We start from the raw sequence: 13,757 nt of genomic DNA, 5'->3' as shown, positions 1-13,757 counted from the left end.
GAAGGCGCCAGTATCCCAGCACATCGCCGCTCGCACCAATGGCCGAACAGCCCCGACAGGAAAAGATTTCAGCCAACCATGGCGTCGAAATCACCGTCCCTGGCGCCCGCGACGAACGAGGCGACCTCGTCCCGCGTATAGACGAGGGCCGGACCGTGCGGGTCACGGGAGTTGCGCATCGCCACGCTCCCGTCCGGCAGCGCCGCGAGCTCCACGCAGTTGCCCGTGGCGTTGCTGTGACTGCTCTTGACCCAGACGGCTCCGGTCAGCTCCCCGGCCGCCATTCCGTTGATGAACTCCACTCGTACCAGCCCCTCGCCAGTCGTACGCCAGTTCCGCCATTCCTCCGGTGCAATCCCAGATGCAATTGCATGATGGGACACGGGTCGACAATACTCGTCCAGCGCCGGCTGTCGAACAGCGAATCCTCCAGGGAGACATGACCCGTGACGATTCATCTGCCGCACCGCGTCAGCAGTGGCACAGGGCACGGAGAAGCGATCGGGCACGCCGGCACGGAGGCGGTGGCACCCGCGCGTTCCACGGAGTTCTGCGGGCACGCGCCGCCCTGCGCGCTCGGCGGGTTCGCGGCGTGCGGTCTGGACGGCGACCCGCGCAACGCGGGGCAGGCGCGGCGCTTCGTCAGCGCCACCCTCGACGGGTGGTCGCTGCCGGTGCTCACCGGCGACATGCATCTGCTCGTCACCGAGCTCGTCACCAACGCCGTCCGGCACGCCCTCGGACCCGGCGCCCCGGAGGGGTCGGACTACCCGGTCTGGCTGGGCCTGTTCCGGCACCCGCGCCATGTGGTGTGCGCGGTCACCGACCCGAGCCCGGAACCGCCCCGGCCCCGGGCCGCGGACGCCTCGTCGTCCGGCGGGCGGGGGCTCGCGCTGGTCGGCGCGCTGTGCGACAGCTGGTCCTGGTGTCCGACCGAACCACGCGGCAAGACGGTGTGGGCGACCCTGTCCCTCCCCGGCTGACACCCGTATCCGGCGGCGGGGAGCCGCGCCTCCCGGGACGGGCCGGGAGGCGCGGTGCGGTCAACTCGCCGCCGGTTCCCCGCCGATGACGCGGCGGGGCTCCCCCGGGGCGTCCGGTCGCCGTTCGGCGCGCGGCTCGGCACGGTGGTCGGCGTCCTCGGGCACGGCGGTCCTGGCGGCTTCGGCGCGCACCATCGCGTGGAGCGCCGCGAAGGGATCGATGGGCATGGGCGTACACCTCACTGCTGTCGCTGGATGACGGACGGGCGGGGCCCGGTGACACCGGGCCCGGCCCCCTCAGCAGCGCAGCACCGTGCAGCTCACCGCACGGGCGGCGGGGCGGGCGGTGACGCCGGGCGCCGGGCGCCTCGCGGCCGGCGCCGAGCGGCGGTCGTCACGGGAGGCGCGGACCACCCTGCGGGCCGGGCAGGCGGCCCGGGACCGCGCCCGGTCCGGGCGCGCCGACGCCTGCCCCGTCTCGGCCTCCTCGCCCTGACCGCCCGTGTCGAGCGGCGCCTGCACCGGCGCGCGCGCATCGAGCGCAGCAGCCGGACCCGGGGCTACGCCGGCGGCGACGGCGAACAGGGAGAAAAGGGACAGCAGGACGAACAGTGCCGCCGGCCCCCGCACCCGCCGGGCGGCACGCGGGCACGGCACGGCGGGCACGGACGCGGACACGGGGGCGGTCATGGCGAACCTCCTGGACATGCGTCCCCTGCCCAAGACGGACGGGGCCGCGGCGCGCACACCCGCGGAACCGCTCCATCGGGGGACGCCGTTGGGCCGAACCCCCGGCGCGCGGCGCGCCGCCCCGGCCGGTTCGTCACGGTCCGTGTCGGCGCTGGGGGGCGTGAACCGACGGGGCGCGAGCGCCCCCGGGGTATGAGCCCCCGTGCGTCCGCCTCACCGAGTCTCTGGGGAGGACGGTGACAACTCGGCCTGTTTCCGCCGTGGTTGATTGCGCGGCCTCGCGCGCGACCCGATGGCGCACGCGGGCGCACGCGACCAAGTGCCGCCGGGCGTTTGAATATTTCACGACATTCGCGCAGGTCTGCGCCATTTGCGAGGTTCTGCCGACTGCGTTCCACTGGTACTGCATCTGCTCATGGATCCCGAAAGGGGATGGCATGTCTTCCACGAAGCCTGTGACTCAGCAGCCGCGTACGACGGCCCTGGACACCGACCTCGAAGCAGCGCTCAACCCGGTCGAGCCCGAGGGCTTCTACCGTGACACCCGTGAGTGCGCGGCTCTGGCGCTCATCTCGGGCGGCGGAGCCCTGTTGCTCTCGCCCCCGACGCCGCGGCCCAAGAAGGGCTGACGGGAGTCACGAATGGAGCAGCCCGGCACGTCCCGTCTGACGGAGGCAGTGCAGGAACTCGCTTCGCAGGTGGTCTCCGCTCTTCGGAGCGGGGACCACCTGGTGGCGTTCCGCACGGCCACCGGTCCGGCCGGCGACGAGGATCTCGCCCTCGCGGCGACACGTGTACTGGGGGCGGACGCCATGCTTCCGGCCCTCCTGCCCGGCGGCAGGTCCGCTCCCGAGGACCTGGCCGGCTTCGAGAAGGCCGTCGTCGGCTTCCCGCCGGCCCCCGACGCCGCGCCCACGACCCGCTGGAGCCACTGGGCGATGACGCGGACGCTGGCGCGTCTCGGCGGGTCCGCCGCCGCCCCGGCCGGCGAGGCGGAGCCCGACGCCTCCTGGCTCGACGGCGCCCCCTGGCAGCAGCTGACCCACCAACTCGCGGTCCTGGGCGCTCTCGCCCTGCCCGGCTCACCCTCCGCGGTCGCCCGGGCGGCCCGGGAGCGGCCCCTGGACGTGGCCCGCGGCTTCGTGCGCGCGTTGCGGCGGCGCGACTGGCTCCAGGCCGCGGCGGCCGGGCGCTGGCTGGTGCTGTCCGACGGCGTCCCCGACACGCTCGGCCTCGACGCCGGGCTGGAGTTCGTCGGGCAGATGGGCGGCGCGGACGCCCGCGTGCTGCTGCACCTGGAGGCGGCACGCCTGCTCAGGGAAGGGGAGCCGCGGTGAGCGCTGCCGGCATCAGGGCCCTGGCCGATTCCGCGCTCGGCTGGGTGTCCGAGAACAGGGACGACTTCCGGCTCGGCGAGGACGCGCTCGCCCCGGAGGCCGACGTGAACCGCTCCTGGAAGCCGCTGGGCGAGCTGGCGCAGGTCTGCGTCACCGTGCAGGCGCGGACGGCGCCCGGCACCGCCCTGCACGAACGGGCGGGCAGGCTGCTGGCCTTCGCCTGGGAGCAGACCCGCGAGGGCGCGCTGCTGCTCGACCTCCAGCGGCTCGAACCGGCCGCCACCTATCCCCTGGAGATCTACGCCGCCTTCGCCTCGGCCGGCCTGCGGCACCCGGGGTACGACTCCTACGCGGCCCTGCTCGCGGGCACCCGCAGCTGGCGGCTGACCGAGCAGCAGCCCAACCGCCGGCTCGGCCTCCTCAACTCCGCGCGGCGCTGCGGACTGCCGGTGCCCGACGACGCCGGGGCCGTGCTGCGGCGCACCTGGCTCGGGGGCCTGCCGGAACCGTGGACCTTCGAACGCGCCGCCGGGTACACGCTGACCCACGTGGTCTTCCATCTCACCGACTGGGGCCACGACATCGGGGCCGTGCCGGACGACGTCGTCGCCTATCTCGACGACTGGCTCCCGCCGTGGCTCGACACGTGCCTGGAGGACGAGCAGTGGGACCTCAGCTGTGAACTGCTGGCCGTGGCGGCGGCCCTGCCGAGCGTGCCCGACCCGGGGATGCTGTCCGGTGCCTTCGCCGAACTCTCCGGGGTGCAGGACGCGTCGGGTGCGATCCCGGAGGTCGGGCCCGGCCGGACGGGGCGTCCCGTGCGCCGCGACTTCGCGGGCACCTACCACTCCACGCTGATGGCGGTCTTCGCCTCGGCCCTCGCGCTCGCCCGCTCCGGCTCCCCCGAGCGGCCGGAGGTCCCGTCATGACCACCGCCACCCGCCTCTTCCACGACGTGGGGCAGCGGGCGGTGGCCTGGCTCCACACCCACCGCGACGGCTTCCGTCTGGAGCCCGACGCCGACCCGGAGACCGGCTTCCTGGAGCGTTTCAAGCCCGTCGGCGAGCTCGCGCTGATCTGCAAGGTGCTGTTCCGCGAAGGCGTCTCCGGCTCGCGGGAGTCGGCGATGGCGCGGGCGCTGATCGACCACGCCTGGCGCGAGGTGCTGGACGGGGGGCGGATGCTGGTGCGCGCCCAGCGGACCGAGCCCGTCTCCCCCGTACCGTTCGAGGTCTACCTGCCGTTCAGGGAACTGGGCTACTCGCAGCCGGAGCTGGAGCAGGCGGTGCGGCTCAACCACCGGCTGACGAGCTGGGCGGCGCTGGAGGTCACCGCCGTGCGCCGGCTGGGGCTCTCCGCGTTCGAGCGGCGCTTCGGGCTGGAGTGCTCGCTGGATCCGGCGGAGGCACTGCGCCGCACCTGGCTGGGCCGCAGACCGGAGCCGTGGACCGTCGAGGGGCACACGGCGTACGCCGTCACCCACACGGTCTTCCATCTCACGGACTGGGGCGAGCGCCCCGAGGGCCTTCCCGACGACCTGGCCGGATATCTGGCGGAGTGGCTGCCGGTGTGGCTGGACGACTGGCTCGACCTGCGGCGGTGGGACCTGCTCGGCGAACTGCTGGTGGTGGACGCCTGTCTGCCCCGGCCGGCGCTCGACGAGCGGGTGTGGGAGGGGTTCGCCGCGGCCCAGCTGCCGGACGGCTCGATGCCGGCGGTGGGAGAGGCCCCCACGGGAGACCCGCAGGACGTGTTCGACGTGCTGTACCACCCCACGCTGGTCGCCGCGTTCGCCTCCGTCCTCGCCACCTCGCGGTCGCTCGACCGGCTCGCCGGATGACCGCCGCTCCGGGGGCCGGGGCGGTCGACGACGAGGAGGCGCTGGCCGGTGCGGTGGACGCGGTGGACGCCCCGGACGTGGTGTTCGGCCTCTCGCGCGACGGCCGCCGCACGGTGCTCACCGGCGGGACCGGGCGCGCGCCCGCCGTCCCGCGTGAGCGGCTGCGGTACGAGATCGGTTCGGCGTCCAAGACCTTCACCGGGCTGCTGCTGGCCCACCTGGAGGCGTCGGGGCGGCTGTCGGGGGCGGAGCCCGCGGCGCGGTGCTTCGACCCGCGGCGCGCCCTCGGCCGGAACCCGATCACGCTGGCGCATCTGATCACCCACACCTCGGGGCTGCCGCCGCTGCCCGCGGACTTCTATCCGCAGGCGGTGCGCCGCTGGGCGACGAATCCGTACGCGCACTACCCGGCGGACCGGGTGGTGCGCGCCTTTCTGCGGGCGAGGCCGCGCCACCGGCCCGGCACCCGGTGGCGCTACTCCAACTTCGCCGTCGCCTCCCTCGGGCACGCGCTGTCGGTGGCCGAGGCGACGCCGTGGGACGAGCTGCTGTCCTCCCGGGTGCTGCGGCCGCTGGGCCTGTCCGGGACCGCGCTGCGGCCCGCCGGACCGGGGACGGACGCCACGGGCCACGGCGCGGACGGGGTGCGGCGTACTCCCCCGCTGGACATCGGCGGTTTCGCGGCGGCGGGCGCGGTGCGGGCCACCGTGCACGATCTGCTCGGCTATCTGGAGGCCCATCTCCGTCCGGAGGGCCATCCGTTGGCCGGGGCGCTGCGCGAGGTGCGGCGGCCGGTGCTGCGGCGCGGGCCGCGGCACCGCCATGTGCACACGCTGACGTGGTTCCGTCATGCGACCGACCACGGTCACGTGTACTTCCATTCCGGCGCGACCAGCGGGCAGCAGGCGTTCCTGGGTTTCAGCCCCGACACGGGCACCGCGCTGGTGGCCGTGTCCACGCGCCGGTTCCGGCTGCGGGACCGGCTTATCCCCGTCGCGTACGGCCTGCTCACGGACGCCGGCGCCCCGGGCCGGGACTCCGGAGCACGGGCCTGACGGCACGGGAGGGCCGCGCGGTCAGCCGCTCGTGGCGAAGTCCTGCACCCACCACGGGCCGCCCGGCTCCAGGCTGACGCCGACGCCGGTGTCCTTCAACGCGCAGTCGGCGACGATCCGTTCATGGGTGGGGCTCGCCAGCCAGCCCGTGACGGCGGCCTCGGGCCCGTCGGGGCCCTTGTGGATGTTCTCCGCCCAGCGGCTCCAGCGGTACCCGGCGGCGGTGATGCGGTCTCCTCCGTCGCGGCCCTCGGGGCTCCTGTGCTCGTAGTAGCCGCGGGACGCCATGTCGCCGGCGTGCGCGCGGGCCGCGGCGGCCAGCCGGTCGTCGACCCGCAGCGGCTCGCAGCCCGCCTGCTCGCGGTGGGCGTTGACGAGGGTCACGACGCGGCGGGCGTACTCGTCCGCCGTGCTCCGTCCGCCGGCGCCCGCGCCCGGCACCGTCAGCAGGGCCGCCGCGCTCCCGGCGGGAACCGGCTCGCGTGACGTGCAGCCGCCGAGCAGCGCGATGACGCCGAGCAGAGCGGCGAGTACGGGGGCGGCGGATCGGCGGCACTGCACGGGCCGGGCTCGCTCTCTGTCACAGGCGTACGGGCGACGGACAGGCACACCGGAGGAGCCCCCGGGCCGCCCCGGGCATGATCGTCATCGTGGCACGCCCGGCGCCCGCGCGACGCCGACCCGGCGGCCTTCCCCCGATGGAGGGACAACCGGATGTCCGCGATGTCCGATACGATGGAACATCTGAGCGAGACCCGGTCACCCGCCCCGGCGCGGGGTGCCGCCACCGTCCCCGGCCCCGATCCGGAACGCCCATGACTGCACTGCGCATCCTTCCCGCCGCCCTCGCGGGCGCCTTGCTGCTGCCGCTGGCCGCCTGCGCCGGCGCGCCCGCCGCCGAGCGGTCCCCCGCCCCGGCCGCGTCCTCCCCGCGTACCGCGGCCACGGCCGCCGAGCGGCCGCTCACCGCGGCGAGCGGACCGGCCGGCCGGCCGGCGCAGGCCGAGCCCTCCCCCGCCCCCGACCCCCGGACACGGGCGGCGCTGCTGTCCATCCCGGAGATCGGACTGGAGGCCCTGGAGGTCGTGCCGTACAAGGGGACGACGGACGACTGGCCCGGCACCCGGATCCAGAACCGCGGGCTCGGCGCGTCCCCGTACGGCGAGAACGGCGGCGTCGGCCCCGGCGAGGTGGGGAACTACCTGGTCACCGCCCACCGGCTGTCCGCCGGCGGGCCGCTGCGCGATCTGCCGGCGCTCGACGAGGGCGACGTCGTGCGGGTCACCCTCGGCGGCGAGGTCTTCGAGTACGAGATCACCGGGACGCGGCAGACCTCGTTCCGTTCGGAGCGCTCGCTGGCCGAGCAGCGCGCGGCGGTGCCCGGGCACCCGGGCCGCGAGCCGACCCGGGCCATGATCACGATCTCGACGTGCGCCACCCCCGAGGACGACGCGGCGGGCAATCACTGGCGCGACGACCGGGGCAACCCGGAGCACCGGATCGACAAGATCGGTGTGCTGCGCGAGCCGTGACGGCCGCCGGGGCGGCCCGTCAGGCCCGCCGGGTCCAGCGGTGCCACCAGTGGGTCCGGCGCGGGTGCACCGCGCGGCCCAGCCGGCGGCCCAGCAGCAGATAGCCGATCAGCGCGCCGCTGGTGTTGAGGATGACGTCGTCGATGTCGAACGCGCGACCGGTGATCACCGAGCCCTGGACCAGTTCGACGCAGACCATCACGAGGGCGGTCAGCACCGCCACCCGGACCAGGCCGCGGGCGCGGGGCGCGAGGACCGGGAGCAGGACCCCGAACGGCACGCCCAGGGCGATGTTGCCGCCGAGCTGCTTGACGGTGTCCTTCAGCGCGGGCTGCGAGAGATAGGCGCGGATCGAGTCACCGGGCTGGAGGTTGCTGTGCGTGAGGTGCTCGGAGGCGGCCGACGGCTCCAGGGTCAGCCGGGCGAGCACCAGACTGAACGCCACCGTGCCGGCGAACGCCAGCAGCACGGCGGCGGCCCGGAACCACGGCCCCGCGGGGGCGGCGTCGCCCGGTGGCCCTTCGACCGCTGACGAGTCCTTGCCGGTGTTCGCTCCCGAGCGCCCCATGACTGCCCCCACTTCGTCCCGCTGTGCTGTGTCCACGACAGGGGTGCGGTTACCCCCTGTGGCCGCCGGTATGTGGCGGGACGGGCGCGCGCTGCGGGAGCGGGTCGCTCAGCGTGCCCCGGTGTCCGAAGGGCCCTCGGGGTCGATGTGGGGCAGCAGCCGGTCGAGCCACTTCGGCGTCCACCATGCCGCCTTGCCCATCAGGGTCATGGCGGCCGGGACGAGCAGGAGCCGGACCACGGTGGCGTCGATGAGCACGCTGGCGGCGAGACCGAGGCCGAGCATCTTGACGACGATGTTGTCGCTGAGGACGAACGCGGCGAAGACGCTCACCATGATCAGCGCGGCGCAGGTGATGACCCGGGCGGTGATCTCCAGCGCGTGGGCGACACCGGCCCTGGCGTCCCCGGTGCGCACCCATGCCTCGTGGACCCGGGACAGCAGGAAGATCTCGTAGTCCATGCTGAGCCCGAACACGATGGCGAACATCATCATCGGCACATAGCTCTCGATGGGCACGTCGCCGGAGACGCCGAGCGCGGGGCCGCCCCAGCCCCACTGGAAGACGGCGACCACGACGCCGTAGGACGCGGCGATCGACAGCACGTTGAGGACGGCGGCCTTGACGGCGACGAGCACTCCGCGGAAGACCGCGAGGATCACCAGGAAGGCCAGCCCCACGACGACGGCGATGATCAGCGGCAGCCGGGAGGAGACGATGTCGAGGAAGTCCACCTGGGCGGCCGTCGTGCCGGTGACGTAGGTGGTGGCGTCGGTGCCGGCCACGGCGCCGGGCAGCACGTCGTCCGCGAGGTGGTCGGTGAGCCGTGTCGTGCGCTCGTCCTGCGGAGGTGCCACGGAGTACGCGGTGGCGATGAGGACGTCGCCGTCGGACGTCGCCTCGGGCGGAGTGATGACGGCGGCGTCCGGGACGCTCTTCAGTGCGTCCTGCACCTGGCCGGCGAGTGCCGAGCGGTCCGACTGGGGCACCGAGGTCTGGTCGACCACCAGCGTCAGCGGGCCGTTCGACCCCGGTCCGAAGGCCGAGGACATCAGGTCGTAGGCGCGGCGGTCGGTGAAGGACTCGGGGTCGGCGCCGTCGCCGATGTGGCCGAGCTGGATGGAGAACAACGGGATGGCGAGCACGGCCAGGACGGCCACCCCGCCGCCCAGGAACCACCAGGGCCGCCGTTCGACCCGCTGGGCGTAGCGGTGCCAGGTGCCCTGGACCTCCTCACCGGGCGAGGTCTCCGTCTCGGCCACCGGTCTGCGCACGTGCAGCCGGTCGATGCGGCGGCCGATCAGGCCGAGCATCGCGGGGACGAGGGTCAGGGCGCCGAGCACGGCGGTGACCACGGTGACGGCGGCGGCCAGACCGAGTTTGCCGATGAACGAGATGCCCGAGACCCAGAGCCCGGAGAGGGCGATCACGACGGTGCACCCCGAGACCAGGACGGCGTGCCCGCTGGTCGCCGCGGCCCGTCCGGCGGCCGCGACCGGATCCTGTCCGTCCATCAGGTTCTGCCGGTGGCGGGTGATCAGGAACAGGGCGTAGTCGATGCCGACGCCGAGGCCGATCATGGTGGCCAGGGTGGGCGAGACGGTGGCGAACGTGGTCGCCGCGGCGAGCAGACCGAGCAGCCCGAGGCCGCAGACCACCGCGAGCAGGGCGGTCACCAGCGGAAGGACGGCGGCGACCACACTGCCGAAGCCGATCAGCAGGACGACGATCGCCACGGCGAAGCCGATGGCCTCGCTGGTGCGGTCGTCGGCCTCGGGCCGGGCCAGTTCGCCGAGGGACCCGCCGTACTCCACGGTGACGCCGGCGGAGCGCAGCGGCTCGACGGAGTCGTCGATGCCCCCGAGGTAGGAGGAGCCGAGGACGGAGGGCTGCTGATCGAACCGGATCGTGATGTAGGCGGTCTTCCCGTCGGTGGAGAGCGGGCCGACGTCGGCGGTGCCGGAGGACGGGGGCGGTGTGCCGGGCGGCGGCAGCGGATTCTGCGCGGACAGCACGTGCGGCAGCTTCTGGAGGTCGGCGACCGTGGTCGAGATCTGGTCCGAGACGTCGGTCAGCGGTTTGTCCGGGTCGTGCAGCACGATCTGCGAGCCGTACCCGCCGGCGGACGGTTCATGGGCCTGGAGGACGTCGAGGCCGTCCTGCGACTGGGTGCCGGGGAGGGCGAAGTTGTCCGAGTAGTCGCCGCCCCAGACACGGTCGAGCGCCTGCGCGCCGATGACGGCGGCGACCCACAGCACGAGGACGACGACGAAGTGGCGGGCGCACCATTCACCGACACTCCGCAGTGCTCCCCCGGGGCGCGGCGCTCCGGGCCGCTCGGTCGGGGCGGACGCCGTTGACGACATCGGGGCTCCGGGACGTCGGGCTCCGGCAGGCGAAGCGGTGGATGGGCTGGGGCCGTGCGGGCGGGACGGAGGGGACGCACACAGTGAAGTCCGGCCGGGCCTCGCCGGCACGCCGGCGCGGGGGAACGGGTGACTCCGTCCGCTCGGCGCGGAGGGGCGTCGGGGACGGGAAAGGGGCGCACCCGTGACGGGTGCGCCCCTCCAGGTCTTCGCGCAGCGGGATCAGTTCTGGTGGCGGACCTGGTCCTCGTCCAGCATCTGCTGGCGCGGCTCACGCTCCTGACGTCCGCGCTCCTGCTCCTGCCGGTCGTTCTCCCGGTCCTGGCGGCCGCGCTCCGGGGCGTCGCCCCTGCGCTTCTGCGCTTCCTGCTTGAGCTGCTCGGCCTTGTCCTGGAACTGGTCCTTGATACCCATCAGTCTCTCCTTCGAGGTGGGGTAGGGGCGGGATCAGCCTTGCACGGCCGTGCATTCTTCGCATATCTGTCGAATACGGACAGTGATCGGGGGCGGATACGCCCGGGACGGGCCGTGTCAGTGCCGGTGGGCGTGCCGCTCCTCGGGAGGCAACTCGCTGATGCGGACCAGCCGGTCGAAGTCGACGGCTGCCCCCCGCAGCAGCAGGTCGGCCAACGGCTGCGCCGGGACGGGCCGTTGCGCGCCGCCGCCGAGCAACGCCCGCTGATAGACCGCGGACGCGAGCAGGTCCACCAGCATGTCCGGGTCGACGTCCGCACGCAGGTCGCCCCGGCCGACCGCGCGGCGCACGGCCGTCACCGCCGCCTGCCGGCTCGGTTCCACCACCGTCTCGACGAGACGCCGGTGCAGTTCCGGGTCGCGCGAGCAGTCCGCGAGCAGCGGGGCGAGCACACCCGGCGGCAGGCGCTCGTCCAGCGCCTCGGTGAGCAGACGCACGCTGGCGGTCAGATCGCAGCGAGTACAGCCGTTGTCCGGGGCAAGAGGCGCGACGAGGACCGCGGCGAGCGCGTCGATCACGAGGTTCTGCCGGACCGGCCAGCGGCGCCGGATCGTCGGCTTGGTGGTCCCGGCCCTGGCCGCGACGGCCTCCAGGGTGAAGCCGCCGTACCCGTGCTCGCGGAGGACGTCGAGTGTCGCGGCCAGCACCGAGGCGTCGATCGCCGGGTCCCGGGGGCGGCCGGCCGCGACGTGGCTCATGCCGGGACGTCCTGCGGGTACCAGCGCAGCTCCACCGTGTTGCCGTCCGGGTCCTCGACGTAGACCGACTGGGCGTCACCCCGCGCGCCGAACCGGCCGACCGGGCCGTCCAGGACGGTGAACCGCCCGGAGTCGATGACCTCCTGCCAGTCGAGCGGGTCGACGACCAGGCAGATGTGGTCGACGTTCGACGTGCCACGGGGGCGGTGGAACAGATCGATGATCGCGGTGGGGCTTATCCGCACCGACGGGAAGGGCACCTTCCCGGCCCGCCACTCCTCGACACGGACGGGCTCCAGACCGAGCGGACCGCAGTAGAACGCGAGCGAACGCTCGACGTCCTCGACGTTGAGCACCACATGATCGAAATCCTTGACGCGCACGATGACCCTCCCCGAAGTTCCATTCCGTTGCGGAACGGATCGTAACACGGGAACGCCGGGGCCGCATATGGCGTTTGGGGTGTTTTGTCATGGTTACCCGCTTGCTGAGGGACTCCACGGAAGAGGGAGAGACATGATCACGCGAGAGCAGATCCCGAAGGTGCTGGACCACCCGGTGTTCGACTCCGAAGGCAACAAGGTCGGCAACGCCAAGCACGTGTTCGTCGACGACGCCACGGGGCAGCCCGACTGGGTCAGCGTGCAGACCGGCCTGCTCGGCACCGGCGAATCGTTCGTCCCGATACAGAACGCCACGATGGTCGAGGACCACTTGGAGGTGCCGTACTCGAAGGACAAGATCAAGGACGCGCCCGACGTCGACGTGGATGCGAGCGGACACCTCTCCCGGCAGGAGGAGGAGCGGCTCTACCAGCACTACAGCCTCGACTGGGACGCCGCCTGGCGCGATGCCAACCGGCCCGACAAGGGCTGGGCGGCGGACGGTTCGGCCACGGACGGCGCGGGGGACGCGGGCACCGCGGGCGCTCCCGGCGACGCGGGCACCGCAGGCGCGGCCGGTGCCGCCGGTGCGGCCGGTGCCGCCGGTGCGGCAGGGGCGCGCGGAAAGCGGGGCGGCGGCGGAGCCGCGGGGGCGGCCGGCACGGCGCGTCACGCACGGGCCAAGGACACGACGGTGGCCGGAACGACCGCGATGCCGGGCGGCGCCGAGACGGCGTCCGGACGCGACACCGCGGCGGCCTCCGGGCGCGACACCGCGGCGGCCTCCGCGCACGGCACCGGCGACACGGACATGGCGATGACGCGGTCCGAGGAGCACATGCACGTCGGCACCGAGCGCCACGAGGTGGGCCACGCACGGCTGCGCAAGTACGTCGTCACCGAGGAGGAGAGCCAGAGCGTGCCGCTGCGCCACACCGAGGTGCGCCTGGAACGTGAGCCCATCACCGAGGCCAACCGTGACTCGGCGCTCTCCGGCCCGGAGATCTCGGAGGCGGAGCACGACGTCACGCTCTACGAGGAGCGTGCGGTCGTCGAGACCCGCGCCGAGCCCGTCGAGCGTGTCCGGCTCACCGTCGAGGAGCGCACGGAGGAGACCACCGTCACCGGCCGTGTCCGCAAGGAGATGATCGAGGCCGACATCCCCGACGAGAAGGGGCGTGAGCGCCCGGCCTGACGCCAGGCGGTGACGACGGGCCCCGGAAGCCGAGGCCGCCCACCCGAACGAGCGGACCTGGTCCGCCGGGCCCGTCGCCGCCGGATCACCCCAGGTGCTGAAGTTGCTCCAGCCGGTGCTGGAGCAACTTCAGTGCGCCGCGCTGCCGTCCCGGCACGCGGCGGCGCAACTGCACCAGGGGCGGCGCGAGTCGACGGGCCCGCGCCACGTCGCGGATCTGCTCCCACTGGTGGTGCGCGCGGTCGACGGCGCCCTCGACGTCCGGGTCGTCGGTGGTCTGCTGCCGGCGGAGCCGGCCGTCGGCGACCGTCATCCACAGCTCGCAACTGCGCGCCGGATCGCCGGCGAGACGCGCGAGATCGGCGCGCACCTCCAGCCAGTGGAGCGCCTGCGCGGAGGTCGGCCCGTGGGTGCGCAGCGCATCCCCCTCGCACGCGGCGGCGGCCGCGGCGGCCTCCGCATGCCGCCCGGCCCGCGCGGCGTCCAGGATCGCGGCGTGCGGGTCGTGCGCTGCGGCGGGGGCCGGCGGCGCATGAACGGGCCTGCCCACGGCGGCGATCACGCCGCGCACCGGGCCGGCGGGGACGCGGGGCGGCGGCGGCACGGAGGGGGTCTGCGCGGTCCGGGTCTGCGG

The 13,757-nt window shown here is 74.1% G+C and carries 17 protein-coding genes and 1 pseudogene; 8 read left to right on the top strand and 10 right to left on the bottom strand.

Annotated features, from left to right (window positions below; translation table 11 throughout):
* Positions 1-68: 68 nt before the first annotated feature.
* Positions 69-302, bottom strand: a complete 234-nt coding sequence (locus EAO77_RS21395; RefSeq protein ID WP_147989913.1) for a DUF397 domain-containing protein — start codon at positions 300-302, stop codon at positions 69-71.
* 144 nt (positions 303-446) lie between these two features.
* Here EAO77_RS21395 and EAO77_RS21390 point away from each other — a divergent pair, with 144 nt between their 5' ends.
* Positions 447-983, top strand: a complete 537-nt coding sequence (locus tag EAO77_RS21390; RefSeq protein WP_147989912.1) for an ATP-binding protein — start codon at positions 447-449, stop codon at positions 981-983.
* Positions 984-1,043: 60 nt separating this feature from the next.
* Here EAO77_RS21390 and EAO77_RS38760 read toward each other — a convergent pair whose 3' ends face one another.
* Positions 1,044-1,211: a hypothetical protein gene (locus EAO77_RS38760; protein WP_187283346.1), complete on the bottom strand. Its 168-nt coding sequence runs from the start codon at positions 1,209-1,211 to the stop codon at positions 1,044-1,046.
* A gap of 69 nt (positions 1,212-1,280) precedes the next feature.
* Positions 1,281-1,673, bottom strand: coding sequence for a hypothetical protein (locus EAO77_RS21385; RefSeq protein ID WP_147989911.1), 393 nt, complete (start codon positions 1,671-1,673; stop codon positions 1,281-1,283).
* 437 nt (positions 1,674-2,110) lie between these two features.
* On the opposite strand from EAO77_RS21385, the gene EAO77_RS21380 reads away from it, so the two are divergent.
* The 5 genes from EAO77_RS21380 to EAO77_RS21360 are packed head-to-tail and all read left to right on the top strand — an operon-like array spanning position 2,111 to position 5,905.
* The gene (locus tag EAO77_RS21380; RefSeq protein WP_147989910.1) at positions 2,111-2,302 is read left to right on the top strand and encodes a hypothetical protein; all 192 of its coding nucleotides are present in this window, start codon (positions 2,111-2,113) and stop codon (positions 2,300-2,302) included.
* Positions 2,303-2,314: 12 nt separating this feature from the next.
* On the top strand, positions 2,315-3,010 hold the full coding sequence (locus EAO77_RS21375) for a hypothetical protein (RefSeq protein ID WP_147989909.1): 696 nt from the start codon (positions 2,315-2,317) through the stop codon (positions 3,008-3,010).
* Entirely contained in the window at positions 3,007-3,939 is a 933-nt protein-coding gene (locus tag EAO77_RS21370; RefSeq protein WP_147989908.1) for a DUF6895 family protein, read from the top strand. The genes EAO77_RS21375 and EAO77_RS21370 overlap by 4 nt, the downstream gene beginning before the upstream one ends.
* Positions 3,936-4,850, top strand: a complete 915-nt coding sequence (locus EAO77_RS21365; RefSeq protein ID WP_147989907.1) for a DUF6895 family protein — start codon at positions 3,936-3,938, stop codon at positions 4,848-4,850. The genes EAO77_RS21370 and EAO77_RS21365 overlap by 4 nt, the downstream gene beginning before the upstream one ends.
* Positions 4,847-5,905 carry a serine hydrolase domain-containing protein gene (locus tag EAO77_RS21360; RefSeq protein ID WP_147989906.1) on the top strand — a complete coding sequence of 353 codons (1,059 nt, stop codon included), beginning with the start codon at positions 4,847-4,849 and terminating at the stop codon, positions 5,903-5,905. The genes EAO77_RS21365 and EAO77_RS21360 overlap by 4 nt, the downstream gene beginning before the upstream one ends.
* 21 nt (positions 5,906-5,926) lie before the next feature.
* Here EAO77_RS21360 and EAO77_RS21355 read toward each other — a convergent pair whose 3' ends face one another.
* The gene (locus EAO77_RS21355; protein ID WP_261994082.1) at positions 5,927-6,466 is read right to left on the bottom strand and encodes a CAP domain-containing protein; all 540 of its coding nucleotides are present in this window, start codon (positions 6,464-6,466) and stop codon (positions 5,927-5,929) included.
* Positions 6,467-6,720: 254 nt separating this feature from the next.
* On the opposite strand from EAO77_RS21355, the gene EAO77_RS21350 reads away from it, so the two are divergent.
* Positions 6,721-7,437: a class E sortase gene (locus tag EAO77_RS21350; protein WP_187283345.1), complete on the top strand. Its 717-nt coding sequence runs from the start codon at positions 6,721-6,723 to the stop codon at positions 7,435-7,437.
* Between the two features lie 19 nt (positions 7,438-7,456).
* Here the strand turns inward: EAO77_RS21350 and EAO77_RS21345 are convergent, their stop codons facing one another.
* The 5 genes from EAO77_RS21345 to EAO77_RS21325 form a co-directional block, all read right to left on the bottom strand.
* On the bottom strand, positions 7,457-8,005 hold the full coding sequence (locus EAO77_RS21345) for a VanZ family protein (RefSeq protein ID WP_187283344.1): 549 nt from the start codon (positions 8,003-8,005) through the stop codon (positions 7,457-7,459).
* Between the two features lie 108 nt (positions 8,006-8,113).
* A complete protein-coding gene (locus EAO77_RS21340; protein WP_147989905.1) occupies positions 8,114-10,372 on the bottom strand; it encodes an MMPL family transporter in 2,259 nt (752 codons plus the stop codon).
* 222 nt (positions 10,373-10,594) lie between these two features.
* Complete coding sequence (locus tag EAO77_RS21335; protein WP_147989904.1) at positions 10,595-10,786, bottom strand: hypothetical protein; 192 nt, start codon at positions 10,784-10,786, stop codon at positions 10,595-10,597.
* A gap of 117 nt (positions 10,787-10,903) precedes the next feature.
* Positions 10,904-11,545, bottom strand: a complete 642-nt coding sequence (locus EAO77_RS21330) for a TetR/AcrR family transcriptional regulator (protein WP_147989903.1) — start codon at positions 11,543-11,545, stop codon at positions 10,904-10,906.
* Positions 11,542-11,928: a VOC family protein gene (locus tag EAO77_RS21325; RefSeq protein WP_147989902.1), complete on the bottom strand. Its 387-nt coding sequence runs from the start codon at positions 11,926-11,928 to the stop codon at positions 11,542-11,544. The genes EAO77_RS21330 and EAO77_RS21325 overlap by 4 nt, the downstream gene beginning before the upstream one ends.
* Before the next feature lie 133 nt (positions 11,929-12,061).
* Between EAO77_RS21325 and EAO77_RS21320 the strand changes: the two genes are divergently transcribed.
* Positions 12,062-13,123: a DUF2382 domain-containing protein gene (locus EAO77_RS21320; RefSeq protein ID WP_147989901.1), complete on the top strand. Its 1,062-nt coding sequence runs from the start codon at positions 12,062-12,064 to the stop codon at positions 13,121-13,123.
* An 85-nt stretch (positions 13,124-13,208) separates the two neighbouring features.
* Here EAO77_RS21320 and EAO77_RS21315 read toward each other — a convergent pair.
* Positions 13,209-13,757: pseudogene (locus EAO77_RS21315) on the bottom strand (hypothetical protein); the annotation flags it as partial.

It is taken from the genome of Streptomyces sp. T39 (assembly GCF_008042045.1).
Taxonomy (GTDB): domain Bacteria; phylum Actinomycetota; class Actinomycetes; order Streptomycetales; family Streptomycetaceae; genus Streptomyces.
The sequence above is the reverse complement of the archived record's forward strand: the minus strand, read 5'-3'. Positions and strand labels throughout refer to the sequence as shown.

Coding starts and splice junctions, on each gene's coding strand:
- EAO77_RS38760 (WP_187283346.1), bottom strand. CDS start 1,211: ATGCCCATCGATCCCTTCGCGGCGCTCCACGCGATGGTGCGCGCCGAA.
- EAO77_RS21385 (WP_147989911.1), bottom strand. CDS start 1,673: ATGACCGCCCCCGTGTCCGCGTCCGTGCCCGCCGTGCCGTGCCCGCGT.
- EAO77_RS21380 (WP_147989910.1), top strand. CDS start 2,111: ATGTCTTCCACGAAGCCTGTGACTCAGCAGCCGCGTACGACGGCCCTG.
- EAO77_RS21375 (WP_147989909.1), top strand. CDS start 2,315: ATGGAGCAGCCCGGCACGTCCCGTCTGACGGAGGCAGTGCAGGAACTC.
- EAO77_RS21365 (WP_147989907.1), top strand. CDS start 3,936: ATGACCACCGCCACCCGCCTCTTCCACGACGTGGGGCAGCGGGCGGTG.
- EAO77_RS21360 (WP_147989906.1), top strand. CDS start 4,847: ATGACCGCCGCTCCGGGGGCCGGGGCGGTCGACGACGAGGAGGCGCTG.
- EAO77_RS21350 (WP_187283345.1), top strand. CDS start 6,721: ATGACTGCACTGCGCATCCTTCCCGCCGCCCTCGCGGGCGCCTTGCTG.
- EAO77_RS21345 (WP_187283344.1), bottom strand. CDS start 8,005: ATGGGGCGCTCGGGAGCGAACACCGGCAAGGACTCGTCAGCGGTCGAA.
- EAO77_RS21340 (WP_147989905.1), bottom strand. CDS start 10,372: ATGTCGTCAACGGCGTCCGCCCCGACCGAGCGGCCCGGAGCGCCGCGC.
- EAO77_RS21335 (WP_147989904.1), bottom strand. CDS start 10,786: ATGGGTATCAAGGACCAGTTCCAGGACAAGGCCGAGCAGCTCAAGCAG.
- EAO77_RS21330 (WP_147989903.1), bottom strand. CDS start 11,545: ATGAGCCACGTCGCGGCCGGCCGCCCCCGGGACCCGGCGATCGACGCC.
- EAO77_RS21320 (WP_147989901.1), top strand. CDS start 12,062: ATGATCACGCGAGAGCAGATCCCGAAGGTGCTGGACCACCCGGTGTTC.